19 protein-coding genes and 1 riboswitch are annotated in these 24666 nt (G+C 71.7%); of the genes, 5 read left to right on the top strand and 14 right to left on the bottom strand.

From position 1 onward, the window contains the following. The first annotated feature begins 137 nt into the window (after positions 1 to 137). Positions 138 to 419: an HPr family phosphocarrier protein gene (locus tag OO54_RS21690; protein ID WP_024754966.1), complete on the top strand. Its 282-nt coding sequence runs from the start codon at positions 138 to 140 to the stop codon at positions 417 to 419. A gap of 131 nt (positions 420 to 550) precedes the next feature. Here the strand turns inward: OO54_RS21690 and OO54_RS21685 are convergent, their stop codons facing one another. The 4 genes from OO54_RS21685 to OO54_RS21670 form a co-directional block, all read right to left on the bottom strand. Further along, positions 551 to 1234: a GntR family transcriptional regulator gene (locus tag OO54_RS21685; protein ID WP_033205418.1), complete on the bottom strand. Its 684-nt coding sequence runs from the start codon at positions 1232 to 1234 to the stop codon at positions 551 to 553. Positions 1235 to 1435: 201 nt separating this feature from the next. Further along, positions 1436 to 2206 (bottom strand): M23 family metallopeptidase, encoded by a 771-nt coding sequence (locus tag OO54_RS21680; RefSeq protein WP_017237654.1) that lies wholly within the window; start codon positions 2204 to 2206, stop codon positions 1436 to 1438. Between the two features lie 12 nt (positions 2207 to 2218). After that, a riboswitch (cyclic di-AMP (ydaO/yuaA leader) is annotated at positions 2219 to 2383 on the bottom strand. Positions 2384 to 2580: 197 nt separating this feature from the next. Beyond that, positions 2581 to 3948: a M16 family metallopeptidase gene (locus OO54_RS21675; protein ID WP_033205417.1), complete on the bottom strand. Its 1368-nt coding sequence runs from the start codon at positions 3946 to 3948 to the stop codon at positions 2581 to 2583. A gap of 26 nt (positions 3949 to 3974) precedes the next feature. Then, on the bottom strand, positions 3975 to 5315 hold the full coding sequence (locus OO54_RS21670) for a M16 family metallopeptidase (RefSeq protein WP_026057928.1): 1341 nt from the start codon (positions 5313 to 5315) through the stop codon (positions 3975 to 3977). Between the two features lie 187 nt (positions 5316 to 5502). Between OO54_RS21670 and OO54_RS21665 the strand changes: the two genes are divergently transcribed. Beyond that, a complete protein-coding gene (locus OO54_RS21665) occupies positions 5503 to 7962 on the top strand; it encodes a DNA gyrase/topoisomerase IV subunit A (protein ID WP_033205415.1) in 2460 nt (819 codons plus the stop codon). Here OO54_RS21665 and OO54_RS21660 read toward each other — a convergent pair. Further along, positions 7959 to 9008, bottom strand: coding sequence for a CobW family GTP-binding protein (locus OO54_RS21660; RefSeq protein ID WP_033205412.1), 1050 nt, complete (start codon positions 9006 to 9008; stop codon positions 7959 to 7961). The genes OO54_RS21665 and OO54_RS21660 overlap by 4 nt on opposite strands. Before the next feature lie 304 nt (positions 9009 to 9312). Between OO54_RS21660 and OO54_RS21655 the strand changes: the two genes are divergently transcribed. Together OO54_RS21655 and OO54_RS21650 are read left to right on the top strand one after the other, a co-directional pair. Beyond that, complete coding sequence (locus OO54_RS21655; protein ID WP_033205410.1) at positions 9313 to 11004, top strand: sensor histidine kinase; 1692 nt, start codon at positions 9313 to 9315, stop codon at positions 11002 to 11004. Continuing rightward, positions 11001 to 11690: a DUF7342 family protein gene (locus tag OO54_RS21650; RefSeq protein WP_033205408.1), complete on the top strand. Its 690-nt coding sequence runs from the start codon at positions 11001 to 11003 to the stop codon at positions 11688 to 11690. The genes OO54_RS21655 and OO54_RS21650 overlap by 4 nt, the downstream gene beginning before the upstream one ends. Before the next feature lie 18 nt (positions 11691 to 11708). Here OO54_RS21650 and OO54_RS21645 read toward each other — a convergent pair whose 3' ends face one another. The 5 genes from OO54_RS21645 to OO54_RS21625 all read right to left on the bottom strand — a co-directional run bounded on the left by OO54_RS21645 (position 11709) and on the right by OO54_RS21625 (position 18150). Further along, positions 11709 to 13301, bottom strand: coding sequence for a solute symporter family protein (locus OO54_RS21645; protein ID WP_033205405.1), 1593 nt, complete (start codon positions 13299 to 13301; stop codon positions 11709 to 11711). After that, positions 13298 to 13783: a DUF485 domain-containing protein gene (locus OO54_RS21640; protein WP_106970070.1), complete on the bottom strand. Its 486-nt coding sequence runs from the start codon at positions 13781 to 13783 to the stop codon at positions 13298 to 13300. Before OO54_RS21640 ends, OO54_RS21645 begins: the two co-directional genes overlap by 4 nt. Before the next feature lie 98 nt (positions 13784 to 13881). After that, on the bottom strand, positions 13882 to 14724 hold the full coding sequence (locus OO54_RS21635) for a response regulator (protein ID WP_051787081.1): 843 nt from the start codon (positions 14722 to 14724) through the stop codon (positions 13882 to 13884). After that, positions 14721 to 15935 carry a sensor histidine kinase gene (locus OO54_RS21630; RefSeq protein ID WP_033205402.1) on the bottom strand — a complete coding sequence of 405 codons (1215 nt, stop codon included), beginning with the start codon at positions 15933 to 15935 and terminating at the stop codon, positions 14721 to 14723. The genes OO54_RS21635 and OO54_RS21630 overlap by 4 nt, the downstream gene beginning before the upstream one ends. A gap of 97 nt (positions 15936 to 16032) precedes the next feature. Beyond that, entirely contained in the window at positions 16033 to 18150 is a 2118-nt protein-coding gene (locus tag OO54_RS21625; RefSeq protein ID WP_033205400.1) for a DNA gyrase/topoisomerase IV subunit B, read from the bottom strand. A gap of 434 nt (positions 18151 to 18584) precedes the next feature. Here OO54_RS21625 and OO54_RS21620 point away from each other — a divergent pair, with 434 nt between their 5' ends. Further along, positions 18585 to 18818: a DUF7455 domain-containing protein gene (locus OO54_RS21620; RefSeq protein WP_017237643.1), complete on the top strand. Its 234-nt coding sequence runs from the start codon at positions 18585 to 18587 to the stop codon at positions 18816 to 18818. Between the two features lie 150 nt (positions 18819 to 18968). Here the strand turns inward: OO54_RS21620 and OO54_RS21615 are convergent, their stop codons facing one another. The 4 genes from OO54_RS21615 to OO54_RS21600 all read right to left on the bottom strand — a co-directional run bounded on the left by OO54_RS21615 (position 18969) and on the right by OO54_RS21600 (position 24664). Next, the gene (locus tag OO54_RS21615) at positions 18969 to 19787 is read right to left on the bottom strand and encodes a S1 family serine peptidase (protein ID WP_033205397.1); all 819 of its coding nucleotides are present in this window, start codon (positions 19785 to 19787) and stop codon (positions 18969 to 18971) included. Positions 19788 to 19930: 143 nt separating this feature from the next. Beyond that, positions 19931 to 21472, bottom strand: coding sequence for an RNA polymerase sigma factor (locus OO54_RS21610; protein ID WP_033205448.1), 1542 nt, complete (start codon positions 21470 to 21472; stop codon positions 19931 to 19933). A gap of 377 nt (positions 21473 to 21849) precedes the next feature. Then, complete coding sequence (locus tag OO54_RS21605; RefSeq protein WP_017237641.1) at positions 21850 to 22737, bottom strand: FadR/GntR family transcriptional regulator; 888 nt, start codon at positions 22735 to 22737, stop codon at positions 21850 to 21852. 160 nt (positions 22738 to 22897) lie between these two features. Continuing rightward, positions 22898 to 24664 carry an ABC transporter ATP-binding protein gene (locus OO54_RS21600; protein WP_033205394.1) on the bottom strand — a complete coding sequence of 589 codons (1767 nt, stop codon included), beginning with the start codon at positions 24662 to 24664 and terminating at the stop codon, positions 22898 to 22900. Positions 24665 to 24666 lie beyond the last annotated feature (2 nt).

Here is a 24666-nt window from a genome sequence, read left to right as displayed (position 1 = left end):
TCGCGCGGCGGGTGCGCGCCGTGCAAGGTAGGGAGGGCCGAAGGGCGGTCCGGTCCGGGTCGAAGGTCGGCGCGAGCACCACACAGCACATGAGAGACTGGTCTAGACAACCCGCTTGAGACTTGAAGGGCAACACCATGGCTGAGCGCCGCGTCAACGTCGGCTGGGCCGAGGGCCTGCACGCCCGCCCCGCGTCCATCTTCGTCCGTGCCGCCACGGCCTCCGGCGTGCCGGTGACGATCGCCAAGTCCGACGGCACCCCGGTGAACGCCGCGTCCATGCTCGCGGTGCTCGGCCTGGGCGCGCAGGGCGGCGAGGAGATCGTCCTCGCTTCGGAGGCCGACGGCGCCGAGGTCGCGCTCGACCGTCTCGCGAAGCTGGTCGCCGAGGGTCTGGACGAGCTCCCCGAGACCGTCTGATCCGGTTCCCGCACGACGAATGGCCGTGGCCGCCGGAATTCCGGTGACCACGGCCATTCGCTTATTGCAGCGTTTTTTCAGACAGCCCGAATAACCGGCCGAATGCCTGCTCTTTTTATACGGGGCGCACGTTAATTCCGGGCACTCGCCGTGTTGACTGCATGTTGCGAAACCCTCACACGCCCCCCGGCCGGCTTTTTGAGCCGGTGCAGCGGCAGCGAGCGTTCCGCGTGCAGCACGGTGAGCGCCCTCGCCCGCTCGGCGTCCCCGCGCGCCACCGCGTCCACGATCGCACCGCGCTCGGCCCAGACCTCCACCGGCTGGGCGGGCTGGTCCACCGCGTACATCCAGGCGATCTTGTGCCGCAGCTGGGTGAGCAGCGCCGTCAGGGCCGGACTGCCGGAGGCCTGCGCGAGCGTCTCGTGGAACCAGCCGCCGAGCGAGCGCAGGTCCTCGCCCTGGCCGCGCCTGGCACGCTCCTGACCCAGCCTGACAAGGCCGCGCAGCACCTTGAGGTGGGCGTCGGTGCGGCGCTGGGCGGCGCGCGCGGCCCCCAGCGGCTCGAGCAGCGACCGCATGTCGAGGAGGTCGGCCGCCTCCTGCTCGGTGGGCTCGGCGACATGCGCCCCCGCGTGCCGGCGGGTGACGACGAAGCCCTCGGACTCCAGGGTGCGTAGGGCCTCGCGGACCGGGACGCGGGAGACCCCGTACCGGCGGGCGAGTTGCTCCTCGGTCAGCCGGCCGCCCCGCTCGTAGACGCCGGAGACGATGTCGTCCCGGATCGCCGTGCATACCGAATGCGCGGGAATACGCATGTCCGACCTCCGCCTTGGTCCGCGCGAGACAATTCGAGCGGCGCCTGTTCTGCGCCGATCATCGACTCTATTGCAGCGCGCCGGGATTTCCGATGCCCCAGCGGAATTCATCACCTTATGCAGCCGCCTCGCGGACAGCGAAAAGCCCCGGCTCAGTACGAGCCGGGGCTTTTGCGACGCGGTGCGGGCGGGGCCGGAGGGTCAGACCTCGACGCCGCGGGCGCGGAGGTAGGCGACCGGGTTGATGTCGGAGCCGTACTCGGCGCTCGTGCGCGCCTCGAAGTGGAGGTGCGGGCCGGTGGAGTTGCCGGTCGAGCCGGAGACGCCTATCTGCTGGCCGGGCTCGACGGTCTGGCCGACGTAGACGCCGATGGAGGAGAGGTGCCCGTACTGCGTGTACGTGCCGTCGTTCATCCGGATCACGATGTTGTTGCCGTACGCGCCGCCCCAGCCGGCCTCGACGACGGTGCCGGAGCCGACGGAGACGACCCGGCTGCCGTAGGCGGCGTGGAAGTCGACGCCGGAGTGGCTGCCGGAGGACCAGAGCGAGCCGCCGGTCTTGTAGCCGGTGGAGACGTACGAGCCGGCGACGGGGAGCTGGAAGGAGGCCAGGCGGCGGCGCTCGGCCTCGCGGGCGGCGCGCTCGCGCTCCTGCCGGATCTCCTTGGCGCGGGCCTCGGCCTTGCGCTTCGCCTCGGCCTTGGCCTTGGCCTGGGCGACGGCCTCGACGGCCTCCTGCTCCTGGGCGGCGGCCTGGGCGTCGATCCGGTCCACGAGGGAGTTCTCGGTGATCACCTTGGTGAGGCCGGTGTCCTCGACGGAGCGGTCGTCCGTGTCGGCGGCGAGCGCCGGGGAGGCGAGGGTTCCGATGACGCCGGTGGTGGCGAGGGTCGCGACGCCGGCGATGCCCACGCCGCGGCGCGCCATCCGGCTCGGACCACGATGCTTCCCGGTGGCACGGGTGAACGCCATGTAGTGGCTGATCCTTTCCTTCCTTCTCGCCTACCGGGTTAGCTGACGGGTTCGGAGCAGGAAGGTCTCCTACGGGCCCCTCCGTACGGGACGAAGGCGTCCGATTCACCCCAGGGACTCATGTGGGTCCCCGGCTCCCCAGGCTCGCGCCTGACGGGGACTCGGCGATGACTGTCCGATGCCGCGGCTGCGGCACGTGCACTGACGAACAGCCGCACCGACGCTATGCGGATCGTCTTTCAATCACCAACCAGACGCGCCTTTTGTAAGACATGCCACAGGGCAAATGATCACTCTTGATCTCAATACGGACAAACGGGAGGCCCCGGCGAACATGCCGCCGGGGCCCTCTCGTTGTCACTCCGAAGCCGGAATCAGCCCGTCACGACGGTCACTTCACCGATGCCGAGCTCCCGCACCGGATCCGCGATCTGCGCCGCGTCTCCCACCAGCACCGTGACGAGCCGGTCCACGGGGAAGGCGCTGACCACGGCCGCGGTCGCCTCGACCGTGCCGGTCTCGGCGAGGCGCGCGTACAACTGGGCCTGGAAATCGTCCGGGAGGTGCTGCTCGACCTGATCGGCGAGCGTCCCGGCGACGGAGGCGGCCGTCTCGTACTTGAGCGGCGCGACCCCCACCAGGTTCTGCACGGCGGTCTCCCGCTCGGCGTCGGTGAGCCCCTCGGCGGCGAGGGTCCGCAGCACCTGCCACAGGTCCCCCAGCGCCGGGCCGGTGTTGGGGGTGTCGACGGAGCCGCTGATGGCGAGCATCGAGGCGCCGTTCCCCTCGGCGTCCGAGCGGAGCACCTGGCCGAAGGCCCGCACGCCGTACGTGTAGCCCTTCTCCTCGCGCAGGACCTTGTCGAGCCGCGAGGTGAGGGTGCCGCCGAGGCAGTACGTGCCGAGGACCTGGGCCGGCCAGACGCGGTCGTGCCGGTCGGCACCGATCCGGCCGATGAGCAGCTGGGTCTGCACGGCGCCCGGGCGGTCCACGATGACGACCCGTCCGGTGTCGTCCGCGGTGATGGGCGGCATCGGGAGCGGCTCGGCCGGCTCGCCGGTCCAGGCGCCCAGCGTGTCCGCGAGGACCTTGTCGAGGTCGACGCCGGTCAGGTCGCCGACGACCACGGCCGTGGCGGTGCCGGGCCGGACGTACGCCTCGTAGAAGGCGCGGACGGCCGCTGCGTCGATCGCGGCGACGGTCTCCTCGGTGCCCTGACGCGGCCGGGACATCCGGGACTCGGCCGGGAAGAGCTCCTTGGAGAGCTGCTTGGCGGCGCGGCGGGACGGGTTGGCCGTCTCGTGCGGGATCTCGTCGAGACGGTTGCGCACCAGGCGCTCGATCTCGGTGTCCAGGAACGCCGGGGCGATCAGGGCCTCGGAGAGCAGCCCGAGCGCCTTGGGCAGCCGGGAGACGGGCACCTCGAGGGAGACCCGTACGCCCGGGTGGTCGGCGTGCGCGTCGAGCGTGGCGCCGCAGCGCTCCAGCTCGGCCGCGAACTCCTCGGCGCTGCGCTGGTCCGTTCCCTCGGAGAGCGCGCGGGCCATGATGGTGGCGACACCGTCGAGACCGGCGGGCTCCGCGTCCAGCGGGGCCGGCACGAAGATCTCCACGGCCACGACCTGCTGGCCGGGGCGGTGGCTGGTCAGCAGGGTCAGACCGTTGTCCAGCTTCCCGCGGTCCGGGGCGGGGAAGGCCCAGGGCCTGGCGACGCCCGGCGCCGGCTGCGGGTGGAAGTCCATGCTCGTCAAAGACGCGGCAGCGTCGGTCACTGGTCCGCTCCCTCTTCCTCGTCGCTGTCGCTCTCGTCGGCGGCCACCGGCTCGTAGACCAGGACCGCGCGGTTGTCGGGGCGCAACTTGGCCGCGGCGACCGCCTGCACCTCCTCGGCGGTGACGGCCAGGACCCGGTCCACGGCCGTCAGGGCGAGCTGCGGGTCGCCGAACAGCACGGCGAACCGGCACAGTTCGTCGGCGCGGCCCGCTACGGTGCCGAGCCGGTCGAGCCACTCGCGCTCCAGCTGGGCCTGCGCCCGCTCCATCTCCTCGGGCGTGGGGCCCTCGGCCGCGAACCGTGCGAGCTCCTCGTCGACGGCCGCCTCGATCTGCGGGACCTCGACGCCTCCGGAGGTCTTCACGTCCAGCCAGCCCAGCGAGGGCGCGCCGGCGAGCCGCAGCAGGCCGAAGCCGGCGGCGACCGCGGTGCGGTCGCGACGGACCAGCCGGTTGTGCAGCCGGGAGGACTCGCCGCCGCCCAGGACCGTCAGCGCCAGGTCGGCGGCGTCGCACTCGCGCGTGCCGTCGTGCGGCAGCCGGTAGGCGGCCATCAGCGCACGGGCCGGGACCTCCTCCTCGACGACCTCGCGCAGCTGCTCGCCGATGACCTCGGGCAGGGAGCCGTCGCGCGGGGGCCGCTTGCCGTCGTGCTGCGGGATCGAGCCGAAGTACTTCTCGATCCAGGCGAGGGTCTGCGCCGGGTCGATGTCGCCCACGACGGACAGCACCGCGTTGTTCGGCGCGTAGTACGTGCGGAAGAAGTTCCGCGCGTCCTCCAGCGTCGCCGCGTCCAGGTCGGCCATCGAGCCGATCGGGGTGTGGTGGTACGGGTGGCCCTCCGGGTAGGCGAGGGCGGTGAGCTTCTCGAACGCGGTGCCGTACGGCACGTTGTCGTACCGCTGGCGGCGCTCGTTCTTGACGACGTCCCGCTGGTTCTCCATGGACTCGTCGTCCAGGGCGGCCAGCAGCGATCCCATGCGGTCGGCCTCCAGCCAGAGCGCGAGCTCCAGCTGGTGGGTCGGCATGGTCTCGAAGTAGTTGGTGCGCTCGAAGCTCGTGGTGCCGTTGAGCGAGCCGCCCGCACCCTGCACCAGCTCGAAGTGGCCGTTCCCGTGGACCTGCTTCGAACCCTGGAACATCAGGTGCTCGAAGAGGTGGGCGAGGCCCGTGCGGCCCTCGACCTCGTGGCGCGAGCCGACGTCGTACCAGAGGCAGACCGCGGCGACCGGGGTCAGGTGGTCCTCCGAGAGCACCACACGCAGGCCGTTCGCCAACCGGTGCTCGGTCGCTGTCAGGCCGCCGGAGCCGGCCTCGGCCGTGGCCGTGTGACCCATGGGCATGTACGTCCCTTCGATCGCGATGTGAAAAAGTCCTGCCACTGTATGCAAGCGCGCCGACACCTCGCGAAGTTCCCGCCGGGTCCTGATGTCCCTCTTCCGGGTCGCGGTCGGCGTTGTCGGTGGCACGGTCCACAATGGTCCGCGTCAGATCAACCTTGTTGGTGAAGGAGCCGCAGCCGCGATGGCCCGCCGCAGCACGAAGACACCGCCGCCGGACGACGCGTTCGAGGAGCGAATCCTCGACATCGACGTCGTCGACGAGATGCAGGGCTCCTTCCTCGAGTACGCGTACTCGGTGATCTACTCGCGCGCCCTGCCCGACGCCCGGGACGGCATGAAGCCCGTCCAGCGCCGCATCGTCTACCAGATGGGCGAGATGGGCCTCCGCCCCGACCGCGGCTTCGTCAAGTGCGCCCGCGTCGTCGGCGAGGTCATGGGCAAGCTGCACCCGCACGGCGACGCGTCGATCTACGACGCCATGGTCCGCATGGCACAGCCCTTCTCCATGCGGCTGCCCCTCGTCGACGGCCACGGCAACTTCGGCTCCCTCGGCAACGACGACCCGCCGGCCGCCATGCGGTACACCGAGTCGCGGATGGCCCCGGCCGCACTGCTCATGACCGAGTCCATCGACGAGGACACGGTCGACTTCGCGCCGAACTACGACGGCCAGGAGCAGGAGCCGGTCGCGCTCCCCGCCGCCTACCCGAACCTGCTGGTCAACGGCGCGTCCGGCATCGCGGTCGGCATGGCGACCAACATGCCGCCGCACAACCTCGGCGAGGTGATCGCGGCCGCCCGGCACCTGATCCGGCACCCCGGCGCCGACCTCGAGACCCTGATGCGGTTCGTGCCCGGCCCCGACCTGCCCACCGGCGGCCGGATCGTCGGCCTCGCCGGCATCAAGGACGCGTACGAGTCGGGCCGCGGCTCCTTCAAGATCCGCGCCACGGCGACCGTGGAGACGGTGACGGCCCGCCGCAAGGGCATCATCGTGACCGAACTGCCGTTCACGGTCGGCCCCGAGAAGGTCATCTCCAAGATCAAGGACCTGGTCGGCTCCAAGAAGCTCCAGGGCATCGCGGACGTCAAGGACCTCACCGACCGCAGCCACGGCCTGCGCCTCGTCATCGAGATCAAGAACGGCTTCGTGCCCGAGGCCGTCCTGGAGCAGCTCTACAAGCTGACGCCGATGGAGGAGTCCTTCGGCATCAACAACGTGGCGCTCGTCGACGGACAGCCGCTCACCCTCGGCCTCAAGGAGCTCCTGGAGGTCTACCTCGACCACCGCTTCGAGGTCGTCCGGCGCCGCTCCGAGTTCCGCCGGACCAAGAAGCGCGACCGGCTCCACCTCGTCCTCGGCCTGCTCATCGCGCTGCTCGACATCGACGAGGTCATCCGCCTCATCCGGGAGAGCGAAAACTCCGCGCAGGCCAAGGAGCGCCTGATGGAGCGCTTCTCGCTGAGCGACATCCAGACGCAGTACATCCTGGACACCCCGCTGCGCCGCCTCACCAAGTTCGACCGGCTGGAGCTGGAGACCGAGCGCGACCGGCTCAACGGCGAGATCGACGAGCTGACCGGCATCCTCGACTCCGACCAGGAGCTGCGCAAGCTCGTCTCGGCGGAGCTGGCCGCGGTCGCCAAGAAGTTCGCCACCGACCGGCGGACGGTCCTGCTCGAGTCCGCCGGCGCGCCCGTCGCTGCCGTGTCCCTCGAGGTCGCGGACGACCCCTGCCGGGTCCTGCTCTCCTCCACCGGCCTGCTGGCCCGTACGGCGACGGCGGAGCTGCCCCCGGTCGACCCGGAGGCCGCGCGGGTCAAGCACGACGTGATCCTGTCCGCGGTGGCGGCCACCCAGCGCGGTGACGTCGGAGCGGTGACCTCGGCCGGCCGGCTGCTGCGGATCTCGGTGATCGACCTGCCGCAGCTCCCGGACACCGCGAGCGCCCCGAACCTGGCCGGCGGCGCGCCGCTCTCCGAGTTCCTGACCCTGGAGGCCGACGAGACGGTGGTCTGCCTGACCACGCTCGACGAGTCCTCCCCCGGACTGGCCATCGGCACGCTCCAGGGCGTGGTGAAGCGCGTGGTCCCGGACTACCCGGCGAACAAGGACGAGCTGGAGGTCATCACCCTCAAGGACGGCGACCGGATCGTCGGCGCGACCGAGCTGCGCACGGGCGAGGAGGACCTGGTCTTCATCACCTCCGACGCCCAGCTGCTCCGCTACCAGGCCTCGCAGGTACGGCCCCAGGGCCGCCCGGCGGGCGGCATGGCGGGCATCAAGCTGACCGCGGGCGCCGAGGTGCTCTCGTTCACGGCGGTCGATCCGGCGGCGGACGCCGTCGTCTTCACCGTCGCGGGCTCCACGGGCACCCTCGACTCCTCGACGGGCACGTCGGCGAAGCTGACGCCGTTCGACCAGTACCCGCGCAAGGGCCGCGCGACCGGCGGCGTCCGCTGCCAGCGCTTCCTGAAGGGCGAGGACGTCCTGACCTTCGCCTGGGCCGGCGCCACCCCGGCGCGCGCCGCGCAGAAGACCGGTGCCCCGGTGCCGCTGCCCGAGCCCGACCCCCGTCGCGACGGCTCGGGCACCCCGCTTCCCCGCGCGGTCGACGTGGTGGCGGGCCCGGCGAGCTAGCTCTCGTCCGGTTCCTCCTCCGTCCGCTGCACGTACCGCAGGACGCCCCACATGCCGTGTTCGTCGGGGGCGTCCTGCGGGCCGTTCAGCTCGCAGGAGGCGAGCTCCTTGCGCAGGCCGGCCGCGTCGACGCCGGAGCCGATCAGGACGAGCTGGGTGAGGCGCTCCTCGCCCTCCGGCCACGGCTCCGGGTAGAAGCGCAGGAAACGGCCGACCGCGTGCACGGTGTAGCGGTTGGCCGGGTCCGCGGCGCCGAAGTCTACGAAACCCTTGATCCGGTAGAGACCCTCGGGCCGGGAGTCCAGGAACGCCATGAGCCGCCGGGGGTCGAGCGGGGCCGCGGCCGCCAGGGAGACGGTCTCGTACTCCGCGTGCGGGTGGGCGTGCGGGCCGTCCTCGCCGTACAGGATGTCCTCGATGGACATCTGCCCCTCGATCTCCCCCTCGGGGACCACCCGGTCGAAGAGCAGCTCCGGGTCGATCCGCCCGTGCCGTGCGTCGACGACCACGGCCTTGCCGGCGAGGCCGCGCACCGTCTCGTGGACGTCCCGCAGCTCGTCCTCGGAGACCCGGTCGGCCTTGTTCACGACGACGAGGTCGGCGATCGGCAGATGCCGGTCGGTCTCGGGGTGCCGCTGTCGGGTGGCGGAGAACTCGGCCGCGTCGACGACCTGGACCAGTCCTCCGTACACGATCCGCTCGTTCTCGCTGGCCAGCACCATGCGGACCAGTTCCTGCGGCTCGGCGAGGCCGCTCGCCTCGATGACGATCACGTCGAGCCGTGAGGCGGGCCGGGCCAGGACCTCCAGGTACTCGTCGAGCTCGCTCGCGTCCACCGCGCAGCACAGACACCCGTTGCCCAGCGAGACCGTGGAGCCGACCTGTCCGGCGACGGTCATCGCGTCGATCCCGATGTCCCCGAAGTCGTTGACCATGACGCCGATACGGGTGCCCCGGGCGCTGCGCAGCACGTGGTTCAGGAGCGTGGTCTTCCCGGCTCCGAGAAACCCGGCGAGAACGACGACGGGGATCTGCTGCGTGGTCAAGGGACGTGCCTCCGGTTCCTTCGTGCCCCACGGCCGTGGGAAACCCCCAGGATAGGCAGCGCCACGGGACGCACCGGCGCCGCTGGGGCTGCGACGCGGGGTACGGGGGGCGCGGCGCGGGGTGCACGGCGCGGGGTGCGCGGGGAGGCGCGGCGCGGGGTGGACGGCGCGGGACCCGTGCTTCGGGTTCGCGCCTCAGGGGTCGAGGCTCGCGCCCCGGGGTTCGCCTCCGGGGTCCGCGCCGCCGACCCCCGTTGCCGGTCGCGTTTCCGGTCGCCGTGCGTGGCGCCGTACCGTTTCGGGCATGAACCCCGCACAGGCCAGCCCCCCGCGCCCCCTGGCGCGCCGTCGGCGGTTCGGGTGGCCGCGGCGGGTGTTCTCGCAGGTCCTGCTGATGCAGCTGGCCATCGCGACCGGCGTGACCGTACTCGCCACGGGGCTCTTCCTCGCCCCGCTCAGCGCGCAGCTGGACGACCAGGCGATGCGGCAGGCGCTGGCCATCGCCGACAGCACCGCGTCGCCCCGGCTCGCCGCCGACCTCACCGGAAGCCCGCCGTCCGCGCGGGGTCCGGTGCAGACGGAGGCCGAGCGGATCCGGACCGCGACGGGCGCCGAGTACGTCGTGGTCATGGACACCCGCGGGGTGCGCTGGTCGCACACCGACCCCGCCCAGATCGGCAGGCTCGTCTCCACCGACCCGAGCAGCGTCCTGGCCGGGCACGAGGTGATGGAGATCGACGACGGCACGCTGGGGCGTTCGGCACGCGGCAAGGTGCCGCTGCGGGACGCGGACGGGCGGATCGTCGGCGCCGTCTCCGTCGGCATCGAGTACGACAGCGTCCGCGACCGGCTCCTCGCCGCCATCCCCGGACTCCTCGCCTACGCGGGCGGCGCGCTCGCGGCCGGGGCCCTGGCCGCGTACCTGATCTCCCGGCGGCTCCAGCGGCAGACCCACGACCTGGCCTTCTCCGACATCTCCGCGCTGCTCGCCGAACGCGAGGCCATGCTTCACGGCATCCGCGAGGGCGTCGTCGCCCTGGACCGGAACGGCTCCGTGCGCCTGATGAACGACGAGGCCCAGCGGCTCCTCGGCCTCGGTCCCGAGGCGGCGGGCCGGCCGCTCGACGAGGTCCTCGGCACCGGCCGCACGGCGGACGTCCTCGCCGGCCGGGTGACCGGCGAAGACCTGGTCACCGTCCGGGGGCACCGGGTGCTGATCGCCAACCGGATGCCCACCGACGACGGCGGCGCCGTGGCGACCCTGCGCGACCGCACCGAGCTGGAGCGCCTCGGTCGCGAGCTCGACTCGACGCGCGGTCTGATCGACGCCCTCCGTGCCCAGGACCACGAGCACGCCAACCGGCTGCACACGCTCCTGGGTCTCCTGGAGCTGGAGATGCACGACGAGGCGGTCGAGTTCGTCACCGAGGTGGTCGGGGTGCACCGGGCCACCGCCGAGCAGGTCACGGAGAAGATCCACGATCCGCTCCTCGCCGCCCTCCTGGTCGGCAAGGCCACCGTCGCCGCCGAGCGCGCGGTGGAGCTGCGCCTCGCGCCCGACTCGCTGCTGCCGGACCGGCTGGTCGACCCGCGCGAGCTGGTGACCGTCGTCGGTAACCTCGTCGACAACGCCCTGGACGCCGTCGCCGGCACCCCCGGCGCCCGGATCGGCGTCGCCTTCCGCGCCGAGGACCGTACGGTCGTGCTGCGGGTCTCGGACAGCGGCCCGGGCGTCCCGGAGGAGCGCCGCGAGCTGATCTTCACCGAGGGCTGGACGACCAAGGAACTCCCGTCGCACGGGAAGCGCGGTCTCGGCCTCGCCCTCGTACGCCGGCTCGCCGAGCGCCGGGGCGGCACCGCCCTGGTGGCCCCCGGTCCGGACGGAGGCGCCGAGTTCACCGTCGTCCTCCCCGATGCCCTGACCGACCCCACCCTGCCCGACCCGGACCCCGCCCTGCCCGACCCGGGACCCGCCTTGGCCGAGGAGGCGCGATGATCGACGTGCTCGTGGTGGACGACGACGTACGGGTCGCGGGGATCAACGCCGCCTACGTCGCCAAGATGCCGGGCTTCCGGGTCGTCGCCACCGCGCACTCGACCGCCGAGGCGCTCGCCGCCCTGGACCGGCAGCCGGTGGACCTGATCCTCCTGGACCACTACCTGCCCGACGAGAACGGTCTCGCGGCCGTACGGGAGCTCCGCGCGCGCGGCCACCAATGCGACGTGATCATGGTGACGGCCGCCAGGGACGTGACGACCGTCCAGGCGGCCATGCGGCACGGTGCCCTCCAGTACCTCGTGAAGCCGTTCAACTTCGCCGGACTCCGCGCCAAGCTGGAGGCGTACGCGACCCTCCGCCGCACCCTGGAGAACGGCGGCGAGGCCGAACAGTCCGAGGTGGACCGGATCTTCGGCGTCCTCGCGGCCGGTTCCGTCGCCCCCGACCTGCCCAAGGGGCACTCCCCCACCACGGCCGAGCTGGTCCGGCAGGTACTGCTCGCCGCCGCCGGGCCGCTCTCCACCCAGGAGATCGCCGAGCGGGCCGGCGTCAGCCGACAGACCGCGCAGCGCTATCTGAAGCTCCTCGAACGCACCGGCCGTGTGCGCCTCTCGCTCCGGTACGGCGAGACCGGCCGCCCCGAGCACCGGTACGCCTGGGCCGCCTCGCCGCCCCCCGCGTGAGGGGCGGTCCGGGCTCGGTCAGGCGGCGCCCGCGCCGGTCAGCGCGCGGACCTCGGTCTCGGCGTGACGTGCCTCGTCGGGCGGCTCGGGCGAGGTGACCGTGCCGATCCAGCCGGCGAGGAAGCCGAGCGGGATGGAGATCACACCGGGGTTCTGCAACGGGAAGAGGTGGAAGTCGACGCCGGGGAAGAGCGCCTCCGGGCTGCCGGAGACGACCGGCGAGACCAGCACGAGGAAGACGGCGGGGACCAGCCCTCCGTACACGGACCAGACCGCGCCCCGGGTGGTGAACTTCCGCCAGAACAGCGAGTACAGCAGCACCGGCAGATTGGCCGAGGCGGCGACCGCGAAGGCCAGGCCGACGAGGAACGCCACGTTGAGATCGCGGGCGAGCAGCCCGAGTCCGATGGCGGCCGCACCGATCACCGCGGCGGCGACCCGGGCCACGGTCACCTCGCTGTACTGCTTCGCGTGGCGCCGGCGCAGCGAGCTGTACAGGTCGTGGGCGACGGAGGCCGAGGAGGCGAGCGTGATGCCCGCGACGACGGCGAGGATGGTCGCGAAGGCGACGGCGGCGACGATCGCGAAGAGCACCGTGCCACCGGTGGAACCCGCTCCCCCGCCCAGGTCGAGGGCGAGCAGCGGCACGGCGGTGTTCCCGGACGCGTTCGAGGCGCGGACCTCGTCCGGGCCGATCAGGGCGGCCGCGCCGAAGCCCAGCACGATGGTCATCAGGTAGAAGCTGCCGATGAGCCCGATGGACCAGACGACGGAGCGGCGGGCGGCGCGGGCGGTCGGCACGGTGTAGAAGCGCGACAGGATGTGCGGCAGTCCCGCGGTGCCCAGGACCAGCGCGATGCCGAGGCTGATGAAGTCCAGGCGTGAGGTCCAGTCCCCGCCGTAGCGGAGTCCCGGCGCGAGGAAGTCCATGCCGTGGCCGCTGCGTCGGGCCGCGGTCGAGAGCAGACCGTTCACGTCGCCGTGGAACCGGAGCAGGACGAGGACGGTGAGCGCGATCGTGCCCGCCATGAGCAGGACCGCTTTGACGATCTGGATCCAGGTGGTCGCCCGCATGCCGCCGAGCGACACGTAGATCACCATCAGGGCGCCCACCCCGATCACCGTCCACGAGCGGGCCGCCTCGCTGGTGCCGCCGAGCAGCAGGGCGACCAGGCTCCCGGCCCCCACCATCTGGGCAACGAGGTACAGCACGGAGACCGCCACCGAGGACGTCCCGGCGGCGATGCGCACCGGCCGCTCGGCCATCCGCGCGGCGACGACGTCGGCGAGGGTGAACCGGCCGCAGTTGCGGACCAGTTCGGCGACCAGCAGGAGCACGACCAGCCAGGCGACGAGGAATCCGACCGAGTACAGCATGCCGTCGTAGCCGTAGAGCGCGATCAGCCCGGAGATGCCGAGGAACGAGGCCGCCGACATGTAGTCGCCGGCGATGGCGAAGCCGTTCTCCAGGGGCGAGAACAGCCGGCCCCCGGCGTAGAACTCCTCCGCCGAACCGTGCCGGTTGCGGCTCACCCACGTGGTGATCCCCAGGGTGACCGCGATGAAGACGCTGAACAGCAGGAGCGCCAGCGTCTGATGGTCTCCGGTCATCGCTGCCCCGCCCCTCGTGTCATCTCCTGGGTGTCCCAGCGCAGCTCGAGCGCCGCCCGGTCCCGGCGCAACCGCGCGTGCCGCGCGTAGGCCCAGGTGAGCAGGAAGGTGGTGAGGAACTGCCCCAGCCCCGCGACCATCGCCACGTTCACCACTCCGGCGACCGGCCGGGCCATGAACCCGGGCGCGGCGGTCGCCGCCACGACATAGGCGAGGTACCAGAGCAGGAACGCGAGGGCGGCAGGGAAGACGAACCGGCGGTAACGACTGCGCACTTCCTGGAACGCGGGGCTCCGCTGGACCTCCAGATAGACCTCCGCCGCACTGTGGACCCGCTGCTCCGGCACCGTGTCGGGGTGGCCGTCACCGGCACCCTCGGCGCCCGACCGCTCACCCCACTCGGAGCCCGTCGCCTCGTCCCAGGGGTCGTCGACCGGCACCGCCGAAGCGCCGCGCCCCTCCTGCTCGTCCACCTGCTTCACCGGTCAACTCTCCTTGTCAGCGAACCGTTTCGGCCGCGTGCCCAAGGATGGACAGAGCGGGAAGATCCCGGACTCTTCTCCCCTCCCACTTCACCCCATCAGGTGACTCTTCTCCCAGGTGTCCTGACCAGACCGTGCTGATATGCGTATCGCACGGCCTGGGCGCGGTCCCGTACCCCGGTCTTGGCGAACAGGTTGTTGATGTGGGTCTTCACGGTCGCCGTGGAGATCCGCAGCCGGCCGGCGATCTCCTGGTTGGAGAGCCCGTCCGCGACGAGCACGAGCACCTCCGTCTCCCGCTCCGTCAGACCGTCGGCCCCCGGCACCACGGGACCACCCAAGCCACCCGAGCCACCCGAGCCACCCGAGCCACCCGAGCCACCCGGCGACCCTCGCCCGTCCCTGAGCTCCCCGAACCCATCAGGGTCACCGGGCGCCCCCGCTGGTCCGGACGCCCCCGTCCGTCCCGACGGCTCCGGCCGCTCCATCAGCTGCTCGAGCAGGCGCCGCTGCACGGAGGGCGACAGCCCGGCCCGCCCGTCGACCACGTCCCGCAGCGCCCGTGCGATCTCAGCCCCGTCGGCGTCCTTGGTCAGGTACCCGCGTGCTCCGGCCCGCAGCGCCGGAAACAGCGAGTCGTCGTCGGCGTACGTGGTGAGCACGACGACCTCCGTCCCGGGGAACCGCTCACGGATCCTGCGGGTGGCCTCGACCCCGTCGCAGCGGGGCATCCGCAGATCCATCAGCACCACGTCGGGCTCGTGCGCGCCGGTCAGCGCGACGGCCTCCTCCCCGTCCCTGGCCGATCCCACGACCTCGATCCCGGGCAGCAGCCCCAGCAGCATCACGATCCCCTCGCGCACGACGGCCTGGTCATCGGCGACGACCACCCGCACCACCCGGGGCCCCTCGGCCGCGCGCGAACCCTCCTGCCCGCTCATGCCGGCACCCGCAGCCGCACGGTGAACCCGGGCCCCTCGGGCCCCGCGTCCAGGCTGCCGCCCAGCAGCTCGGCCCGCTCCCGCATGCCGAGCAGCCCGTACCCGGAGCCGGAGGAGCCCAGCCCCTGTCCCGGGCCCGTGCCATCGGGCGTTCGAGGCGGTCCGGAGTCGCGTATCTCCAGGGAGACGTCGTGCGTCCCGTAGGCGAACCGGATCCGGGTCCGGGCACCCGGGGCGTGCTTGCGGACATTGGTCAGCGCCTCCTGGGCGACCCGCCGCACCGCCTGGGACGCCTCGGCGGTCAGGTCCCGGCGCTCGCCGGTGACGTCGACCTCCGCCCGGTCCTCCCTCGCCAGCTCCCGCAGATAGTCCTCGACGGGCGCCATGTCCCCGCGGAGCGCGGAGAGTGCGTGGCGGGTCTCGGCGAGCCCTTCCCTCGCCATGGAGCGGGCCGAGGTCACGAGCTTGAGGATCTCCGCCCGCTCGGCCCCCGCCTCGATCTGGAGCCGGGCGACCTCCAGGTGCACCATCTGGGCGGACAGGCTGTGGGCCAGCACGTCGTGTATCTCCCGGGCGATCCTGGCCCGCTCGGCGAGCGCCGCCGACGCCGCCTCCGCCTCCCTGGCAAGCCGCTCCTGGGCGAGCAGCTGGAACCCCGCGCCCCGGGCCTCGGCGTCCAGCCGGAGCGAGTAGCCGGCGAGCAGCACGGCGGCCGTGGTGACGGCGGCCCCGAAGATCCCCGTCTCGTCGGCCTCCACGAATCCGGGGACGAGCACCGCCACCGTCGCCAGCCCGACGGCGAGCGGCAACCGCTGCATCGCCATGACCGAGACGACGATCCACATCACGGTCGCGGCCGTCGGAGCGCCGGCGGCGTAGGCCCCGAGACCACAGAGCGCCATCACCCCGAGGAGCCCCAGCGAAGCGGCCGCCCGGTGGTCGAGGGTCGTGTGGTGGAAACCCAGCGCGGCCGCCACGCACAGCCCGAACCCGAAGGGCGGCACCAGCGCGTACCCGCCGTCGAAGGCCCCCGAGGTGTAACACCCGCTCAGCACCCAGACGCTCAGGCCCGCGATCATGCTGTAGTCGAGGACCACGCGCCCCCGGGGCACTCCGACCCGGGTGAGCGCTTCCCGCGAAGGCCAGGTGCACCAGGCCCCGCCGCCGCCCCCGCCGCTCTCCGTCCGCCCTCGGTCGCGCTTCTCGTCCATGACCGTCCCCCTCCGTCGTCTCGATGCTACGGAGAGTCGGCGGCCGTGTGATCGGCCCGTGGGTGGAGCGTGTGGCTCCACCCACGGGTGGAGTGGGTCAGGCGTCGATGCGCGAGCGGTCGAGCGTCGCCGCCGAGCCGGTGATGAACTCCTTGCGGGGCGCCACGTCGTTGCCCATCAGGAGGTCGAAGACCTGCTCCGCCGCGTCCAGGTCGCCGATGTTGATCCGGCGCAGGGTGCGGTGGCGCGGGTCCATCGTGGTCTCCGCGAGCTGGTCGGCGTCCATCTCGCCCAGACCCTTGTAGCGCTGGATGGCGTCCTTGTAGCGGACCCCCTTGCGCTGGAACTCCAGGAGGGTCTGCCGCAGCTCGCTGTCCGAGTACGTGTAGACGTACTTGTCCTGGCCCTTCTTGGGCTGGACGAGCTCGATCCGGTGCAGCGGGGGCACGGCGGCGAAGACCCGGCCCGCCTCGACCATCGGCCGCATGTAGCGCTGGAAGAGCGTGAGCAGCAGGCAGCGGATGTGGGCGCCGTCGACGTCGGCGTCGACGAGGAGGACGATCTTCCCGTACCGGGCGGCGTCGATGTCGAAGGTGCGGCCCGAGCCCGCTCCTATGACCTGGATGATCGCCCCGCACTCGGCGTTCTTGAGCATGTCCGAGACGGACGACTTCTGGACGTTGAGGATCTTGCCGCGGATCGGCAGCAGGGCCTGGAACTCGCTGTTGCGGGCGAGCTTGGCCGTACCGAGGGCCGAGTCCCCCTCGACGATGAAGAGCTCGCTGCGCTCGACGTCGTCGCTGCGGCAGTCGGCCAGCTTGGCCGGCAGCGAGGAGGTCTCGAGCGCGGTCTTCCTGCGCTGCGCCTCCTTGTGCTGCCGGGCCGCGATCCGGGTGCGGGCCGCCGCGACGGCCTTCTCCAGGACGGCCCTGGCCTGCGCCTTGGCGTCCCGCGTGGTGGAGGTGAGGAAGGTCTTGAGCTCCTTGGCGACCACGTTCGCCACGATCCGGCGGGCGGCGGAGGTGCCGAGGACCTCCTTCGTCTGCCCCTCGAACTGCGGCTCGGCGAGGCGGACCGTGACGACGGCCGTGAGGCCCTCGAGGGCGTCGTCCTTGACGATGTCGTCCTCAGCGACGCGCAGCATCTTCGCCGAGCGCAGCACCTCGTTCACCGTCTTGGTGACGGCCGTCTCGAAGCCCGACACGTGGGTGCCGCCCTTGGGGGTGGCGATGATGTTGACGAAGGACTTGACCGCGGTGTCGTAGCCGGTGCCCCAGCGCAGTGCGATGTCGACGGCGAGCTCACGGGTGACCTCCGTCGGGGTCATGTGGCCACGCTCGTCGAGGACGGGGACGGTCTCCTTGAAGGTGCCCTGTCCGGTGAGCCGCTGGATGTCGCAGACGGCCTTGTCTTGCGCGAGGTACTCGCAGAACTCGCTGATGCCGCCGTCGAAGCGGAAAGTCTCCTCGCTCTTGCCGATCCCCGCCAGGTCCCGCTCGTCGCGGACGACGATGGTGAGGCCGGGCACGAGGAAGGCGGTCTGCCGGGCGCGCTGGTGGAGCGTCTCCAGGGAGAGCTTGGCGTCCTTGAGGAAGATCTGCCGGTCCGCCCAGTAGCGGACGCGCGTGCCGGTGCGGGTCTTGGGGACGCGCTTGCCCTTGAGGAGGCCGTTGGCCGGGTCGAAGGGGCTGTCGGGGCCCTGCTCGGTGAAGATGCCCGGGACGCCGCGGCGGAAGCTGATCGTGTGGGTGGCGCTGTTGCGGTCGACCTCGACGTCGAGGCGGGCCGACAGCGCGTTGACCACGGAGGCGCCGACGCCGTGCAGACCGCCGGACGCGGCGTACGAGCCGCCGCCGAACTTGCCGCCGGCGTGCAGCTTGGTCATGACGACCTCGACGCCGGAGAGGCCGGTCTTCGGCTCGACGTCGACCGGGATGCCACGGCCGTTGTCCCGGACCTCGACGGAACCGTCGTCGTGGAGGATGACCTCGATGTGGTCGCAGTAGCCCCCGAGGGCCTCGTCGACCGAGTTGTCGATGATCTCCCAGATGCAGTGCATCAGACCGCGGCTGTCGGTGGACCCGATGTACATACCGGGGCGCTTGCGGACCGCTTCGAGCCCTTCGAGTACGAGCAGGTGCCGCGCGGTGTAGTTGGAACCGTCACGGTCTGCGGTCAGCAGCGCACTGGACGGCACGGACGTCTCGGCGGTCACGCGGTTCGCTCCTCGCTGAATTTGAAATGTGGCCCCGTGGGGTAAGGCCCGGCGTCGGTCACCGGTTCAGAGGGTACCGATGCCTGGTAGAGCCGTTGTCACGCCACCCACCCCGATTCCTCATGCTAGTCCAGACTCGCATGGATGTTCGATCCCTCGATGGGGTGACGCGCACATCACGTTCCCTTCCAGGCATGAACCATTTAGGCTCCGGGCACGTCCTCATCAATAACCGGCAACCACGCCGGGAGGACGAACCGACACAAGCAACGCGAAATCCGTAGTGCGACGCAATACGGCTCATTCGCCGCCAACCGGCAGCAGACAGCCACCTTGGGAAGAAGTTTCAAGGAAAAGCCACGAGCGGGAACGTTTTCGGCCTGGTTGGATGTTGACCCTGGTACGACAGCTCGTCGAGCTAGAGAAGAGGCGACGTGACTACTGTTCTGACCCCCGCGAGCCCCCTGACGGCCGCTGACCGTTGCGACCGCTGCGGCGCCCAGGCATACCTGCGCGTCGTTCTGACCAGCGGAGGTGACTTGCTCTTCTGCGCCCACCACGGACGCAAGTTCGAGCCGGAACTCAAGAAGATCGCCGTTGAGATACAGGATGAGACGGACCGGCTCACGGACGTGCCGGCCCGCACGCAGGGCGAAGACCACGCCTGACGCCATCCACGACGAGCTCAGGGCCGGTCGCTGACCCCGACCGGACGGCGGGCGGCCACCCCCACTCAAGGGGGTGGCCGCCCGTTCTCGTACACCGACGGGAGCCGGAACCGCAGGAAGCGGGCCCCGGCCCGTCACGGGGCCACCGGGTCAGAAGCGCGCCGGCAGCACCGCCGAGACCCGCGTGTAGACGCCCGGGTTCTCCGCCTGCCCGCAGCCGCTGCCCCAGGACACCAGGCCCACCAGCAGCCCCTTGGCCACGAGCGGACCTCCGCTGTCCCCTTGGCACGCGTCCTTGCCGCCCTGCGGGTCGCCCGCGCACAGCATCGTCTCGCGCTGGTACCGGACGCCGAAGCCGCCGGGGTACGCCCGCTCGCACGACGCGTCCGGAAGCACCTGCACGCGCGCCGTCCGCAGCGTGGAGGCGTAGGTCCCGTTGCCGGTCGTGTCACCCCAGCCGTAGACGTCCGCCTCCGTCCCGGGCGTGTACGCGGCGTCTCCCGGCCGGGCGACACCGATGACGTACGACTGCGGCAGCGCGCTCACCAGCGTCAGCACCGCGAGGTCTCCCGAGTTGCTCGTCGGGTCGTAGTCGGGATTGACCCAGGTGTCCGAGATCCGGACCTCCTGGCCGCCCTGCCCGCGCAGCGCGGCGCGCCCGGCGATGACGGAGAAGTCGCGCAGCTCCCACGGCTCGCCGCCGAGCACCTCCCGACCCAGGCAGTGGGCCGCTGTGAGCACCTTGGTCGGCGCGACGAGCACGCCTCCGCAGAACTGTCCCGCGCGCGTACCCCCGAACCGGTCACGGCTGGACAGGGCCACCACCCACGGCGCGTCCGTGATCTGGGCCGTGTGGCCGCCCACCACAACGCTGTCGGCCGCCGCGGGGGCGGCGGTGACGACGTGCCCGGCCGCCGCGGTGATCAAGCCCAGGGCACCCGTCAATGCTCGGGCGAAGGAACCACGCATGGAGCCTCCTGACTCTCCGGTGATGTCGGTTCACCCAGCGTCCAGCACAGCTCCTCGCCTTGCACCCCCGCACACCGGAAGGGCCCGGCTCCCCCTTTCGGGGAACCGGGCCCTTCCGTGTACCGCTCTGCGCCTCGTACGGATCAGTCGAGGTAGTCGCGCAGCACCTGCGAGCGCGACGGGTGGCGGAGCTTCGACATGGTCTTCGACTCGATCTGGCGGATCCGCTCTCGCGTCACGCCGTAGACCTTGCCGATCTCGTCCAGCGTCTTCGGCTGACCGTCGGTGAGGCCGAAGCGCATCGAGACGACGCCGGCCTCGCGCTCGGAGAGCGTGTCGAGGACGGAGTGCAGCTGCTCCTGGAGGAGCGTGAAGCTCACCGCGTCGGCCGGAACGACCGCCTCGGAGTCCTCGATCAGGTCGCCGAACTCGCTGTCGCCGTCCTCACCCAGCGGGGTGTGGAGGGAGATGGGCTCGCGGCCGTACTTCTGGACCTCGATGACCTTCTCAGGGGTCATGTCGAGCTCCTTGGCCAGCTCCTCCGGGGTGGGCTCGCGGCCCAGATCCTGGAGCATCTGGCGCTGGACGCGCGCGAGCTTGTTGATGACCTCGACCATGTGCACCGGGATACGGATGGTGCGGGCCTGGTCGGCCATGGCTCGGGTGATCGCCTGACGGATCCACCAGGTGGCGTACGTGGAGAACTTGTAGCCCTTGGTGTAGTCGAACTTCTCGACGGCGCGGATCAGACCCAGGTTGCCCTCCTGGATCAGGTCCAGGAAGAGCATGCCGCGGCCGGTGTAGCGCTTGGCCAGCGAGACCACCAGGCGGAGGTTGGCCTCCAGGAGGTGGTTCTTTGCCCGGCGGCCGTCCTCGGCGATGATCTCCAGCTCACGCTTGAGCTTCGGAGCGAGCTTGTCCGAGTTCGCGAGCTTGTCCTCGGCGAACAGACCGGCCTCGATGCGCTTGGCGAGCTCGACCTCCTGCTCGGCGTTGAGCAGCGGGACCTTGCCGATCTGCTTGAGGTAGTCCTTGACCGGGTCGGCGGTGGCACCGGCGACGGCGACCTGCTGCGCCGGAGCGTCGTCCTCGTCCTCGTCGGACAGGACGAAGCCCTTGCTCTCGCCCTCGGTCTCCTCTTCCTCGCCCTTGCCGGGTGCGACGTCCTCGAGGAGCTCCTCGCCCTCGACGAGCTCGTCGGCGTCCTTCTTGGACGTGGCCTTCTTGGCCGCCGTCTTCTTGGCGACGGCCTTCTTGGCCACCGTCTTCTTGGCGACGGCCTTCTTCGCCACCGGCCTCGCGGCGGACGATCCGGCCTCTTCGGCCGACTCTCCGCCCTCGGCCGCGGCGGCCGAGACGGTGGTCTTCGTCACGGTCGTCGTCCTGGCGGTGACGGTCTTGGTGGCGGTGCGCTTGGCCGGGCTCTTCGCTGCGACGCTCTTGCGGGCGCGCTTCGGCGACTCCGCTGCACTGACCATCAGCGTCACACCCTCTTCCTCGAGGATCTGATTGAGGCTGCGCAGAACATTCTTCCACTGGGTTGGCGGAATCTGGTCGGCCTCGAAGGCACGACGCACGTCATCGCCGGCGATCTGCCCATCAGCCTTTCCCCGCTCGATGAGCGCCATCACAGACTCGGACTCGGCGATCTCCGGCGGGAGCGTACGGGATGTGCTGGCCGACACGAACAACCTCTCGGAACGATGGAAACGGCTTCCGGCCCCGCTCTGGATCGAGCTGGAGCCGACGACCGTCGACGGGGAATGTGCCGACGGCGCGGGTTGGGCCGGGGAACTGCACAGCGCCTCCAACGGCTGCTGTATTCCTTCCTCGGCTGTCACCTCTTAGGTCATCGCACGGCTCGGAGGAGTGTTACGCCCAATCTTCGTGGCCCGAGTCACACCTCATTTGCGGCGAAACGGCCAGAGTAGTCGATCCATGCACATTCGTGCCGCCGGGGCCCTGGCGTCGCCCGGGGGACCCTGCCGGGCTCCCCGGGTGGCGCTCGGACCCGGCGGCACGCCGTGTGTACGCCTCCGCACTCCCGGCCACGGCCCGCGGGTCAGTGTTCGCGGGGGGCGGGGACCACGCGCTCCACCTCAGGGTGGACCGTGAGGAGCTGCCGCATGGCCGTCTCGGCGCCCTGGGCGTCCCCCGCGGCCAGCGCGTCGACGATACGCCCGTGGTGCGCGAGGCAGGCCTCACTCGGCCGGTCACAGCCGGTGGCGGGACCGCCGGAGACCTGGAGCGCGGCGGAGACGATGCCGGAGAGGTGCTCCAGCATGCGGTTCCCGGCGAGCTGGATGAGGAGGGAATGGAACTCGGTGTCGGCCCGGGAGAAGGTGATGCCGTCTCCCTGGGCGAACGCGTGGCCCATGATCTCGACCATGTCGGCGAGGCGCTGCTGCACGTCCTCGCGGCCGTGTCCGGCGGCGAGGCGGGCCGCGAGGGGCTCGATCGTCCAGCGCAACTCGTTCAGCTCGCGACGCTGGTCGTCGCGCTGCGGGCCGAAGGCGCGCCACTCGATGATGTCGGGGTCGAGGAGGTTCCAGTCACTGACCGGCCTGACCCGGGTGCCGACGTTCGGGCGGGCGCTGACGAGACCCTTGGCCTCCAGCACGCGCAGCGACTCGCGCACGACGGTGCGGGAGACCTCGAACCGCTGACCGATCTCCTCCGGGACCAGCGGCCGGTCGGCCCCGAGGTCACCGGAGACGATCATCTGCCCGAGCTGCTGGACGAGCTGCCCGTGCAGCCCGCGGCCCCGGTTGCCCGCGGTCCGGCGACCCACGCGGCCCAGGTCGGTGTCCACCCCCTCCCAGGCGGGCGGACCCACGCGGCCGGCGGCGGGCGCCTCCGCGTAGGGGTAGCGGTCGAGATCGCCCGGGGCGCCGAGGCTGGAGTCGACGGGGCGGGCGGCGGTCATCATGGTGTGCGCAAGGGTACTCACGCATCCTTTGTCGGCGTTGCCCCCGTGACCCTTGAGGTCTTTGGTGAAAAGCACACGAAAGGGTGATCGGCACCCCTTGCGCAATTGACGATTATTCGGACATATTGGGCATATTTCAAGGAAGTTGACGGCGAAGCGGAGCCTTTCGATCCGCAAGTGATCACCAACGCGCCTTCCGGCGAAGGCCGGTGAACACATAGGCGCAGAGCAACCCTGTCAACATCAACGAGAGCGCCACCCCCGCGGGCTGCCCGACCACCCGCAGGGCCCCCGCCAGCCAGTGCTCCACCGCCGGTGACCAGCGTGGGCCGGCGAACTCCCTCAACCGCCCGGGGAGGCCGGCGGCGGAGCGCACCGACGGCCCGGTCAGCACCTTCTGCAGCAGCGGGACGAAGGCGACCGGTACGGCGAGGACCGCGGCCACACCGGCCGCCGCGGCCCGGAACACCCCGGCCCCGAGCAGCCCGGCCCAGGCGCAGCCGACGAGCAGCCCCAGCCAACTCGCGCAGAGGGTGGGCCAGTTCCTTGGTACGGGGATCAACTCGCCGCCGTAGACGAGCCGGAGGGCCCCGAGGTCGGCGAGCACGACGAGCGCTCCGAGGAGCAGCGCCACGGAGGCCGCCACGGCGAGCTTCGCCAGCAGCAGGCCGGGTCTGCGCGGCACCGCGCCGCGTCCGGAGGTGAGCGCGGGGTAGCGGTACTCCTCGCCGAAGGAGAAGGCGCCCAGCAGTCCCGCGCCGAGGGCCGCGGGCGGCAGCGGCGAGATCGCCGGCCACCCGGCGATGACCACGGGCAGCGCAACGCGGCCGCCGCGGCCGAGGAGCAGCGCGAGGGTCACCGACACGAGCAGGACGCCCGTCACGACGAGCGGGGTACTCGGCACGCCCAGGAGCCGGTGGAGCTCGTACCGCAGCGGCCGCAGGGGCGAGCGTGCGGGCCTCCGGGCGGCGGCGCGCCGCCCGGCCTCCCCCTCGCGTGCCGCCGCGTGCCCGCCCTCCGGTGACTCTCCGGACCGGTCCCCCGCGGCGGCGCGCTCCGGTGTACGCGGGGCGGGCCCGGTGTCGCCGGTCTCGTCGACGAGACGGTGGACCGGCACGCCGTGGCGGAACGCCGTGTCGCCGACGGCGGCGCAGTCGCTGCCGTAGACGGACAGGCGGTTGCCGTCTTCCGCGACCACCTCGACCGCGCGACGGGCCGCCCTGGCCTCTTGGGCGACGACGGCGGCGAGCCGCGCGGCGTGCGGGGTACGGACGGAGACCCGGGGGCGCAGCCGGGTGCGGGCGAACTCGGCCGCCTCCTGGTCGGCGACGAGCCGCCCTCCGTCGAGCGTGACGACCCGGTCGGCGTTGCGGGCGGCGTCCTTGGGATCGTCCGTGGTGTAGAGCACGGTTCCGCCGTCGGCCGCGTGAGCGCGCAGGAGCTCGTACAGCCAGGCGCCCTCGGGCGCGGAGAGACCGGCGCCCGGCTCGTCGAGCAGCAGCGTGTGCGGGGCACCCAACAGAGCCGAGGCGAGGCCGAGTCGCCGGTCGGCGCCGACCGGCAGGGTGCCGATCCGCCGGCGCTCGAGGCCCGCGAGGCCCACGGTCCGCACCATTTCGTCGGACCGCGAGGCGGGTACGCCCGTGGCGGCGCAGAGCATCCGGAGCTGGCCCCGGAGGGTGCGGGAGGGGTGCCCGGGGATGTCGCCGAGGAGTACGCCGACCTCGCGGGGCGGGTGGGCGATGCGGTGCAGCGGCCGCCCTCGGAAGTAGGTGATCCCGCGACCCGGCTCCAGTTCGAGCATGAGCCGGAGGGCGGTGGTCTTTCCGGAGCCCGGCGCGCCGAGGAGGGCGGTCACGGCCCCCGGCCGGGCCTCGAAGGTCAGATCGTCCACGGCGGGCGGGCGATCGCGGCGGGGCGTGCTGGTCAGTCCGATTGCCTGGAGCATCG

Source organism: Streptomyces wedmorensis, from assembly GCF_000716445.1.
Classification (GTDB): Bacteria; Actinomycetota; Actinomycetes; order Streptomycetales; family Streptomycetaceae; genus Streptomyces; species Streptomyces wedmorensis.
Note: the sequence above shows the minus strand (reverse complement) of the source record. Positions and strands in the feature narration are given on the sequence as shown.

Excerpts from the sequence above, each read along its gene's own strand:
- OO54_RS21690 (WP_024754966.1), top strand. The coding sequence starts at position 138 with ATGGCTGAGCGCCGCGTCAACGTCGGCTGGGCCGAGGGCCTGCACGCC.
- OO54_RS21685 (WP_033205418.1), bottom strand. The coding sequence starts at position 1,234 with ATGCGTATTCCCGCGCATTCGGTATGCACGGCGATCCGGGACGACATC.
- OO54_RS21680 (WP_017237654.1), bottom strand. The coding sequence starts at position 2,206 with ATGGCGTTCACCCGTGCCACCGGGAAGCATCGTGGTCCGAGCCGGATG.
- OO54_RS21675 (WP_033205417.1), bottom strand. The coding sequence starts at position 3,948 with ATGGACTTCCACCCGCAGCCGGCGCCGGGCGTCGCCAGGCCCTGGGCC.
- OO54_RS21670 (WP_026057928.1), bottom strand. The coding sequence starts at position 5,315 with ATGGGTCACACGGCCACGGCCGAGGCCGGCTCCGGCGGCCTGACAGCG.
- OO54_RS21665 (WP_033205415.1), top strand. The coding sequence starts at position 5,503 with ATGGCCCGCCGCAGCACGAAGACACCGCCGCCGGACGACGCGTTCGAG.
- OO54_RS21655 (WP_033205410.1), top strand. The coding sequence starts at position 9,313 with ATGAACCCCGCACAGGCCAGCCCCCCGCGCCCCCTGGCGCGCCGTCGG.
- OO54_RS21650 (WP_033205408.1), top strand. The coding sequence starts at position 11,001 with ATGATCGACGTGCTCGTGGTGGACGACGACGTACGGGTCGCGGGGATC.
- OO54_RS21645 (WP_033205405.1), bottom strand. The coding sequence starts at position 13,301 with ATGACCGGAGACCATCAGACGCTGGCGCTCCTGCTGTTCAGCGTCTTC.
- OO54_RS21635 (WP_051787081.1), bottom strand. The coding sequence starts at position 14,724 with ATGAGCGGGCAGGAGGGTTCGCGCGCGGCCGAGGGGCCCCGGGTGGTG.
- OO54_RS21630 (WP_033205402.1), bottom strand. The coding sequence starts at position 15,935 with ATGGACGAGAAGCGCGACCGAGGGCGGACGGAGAGCGGCGGGGGCGGC.
- OO54_RS21615 (WP_033205397.1), bottom strand. The coding sequence starts at position 19,787 with ATGCGTGGTTCCTTCGCCCGAGCATTGACGGGTGCCCTGGGCTTGATC.
- OO54_RS21600 (WP_033205394.1), bottom strand. The coding sequence starts at position 24,664 with ATGCTCCAGGCAATCGGACTGACCAGCACGCCCCGCCGCGATCGCCCG.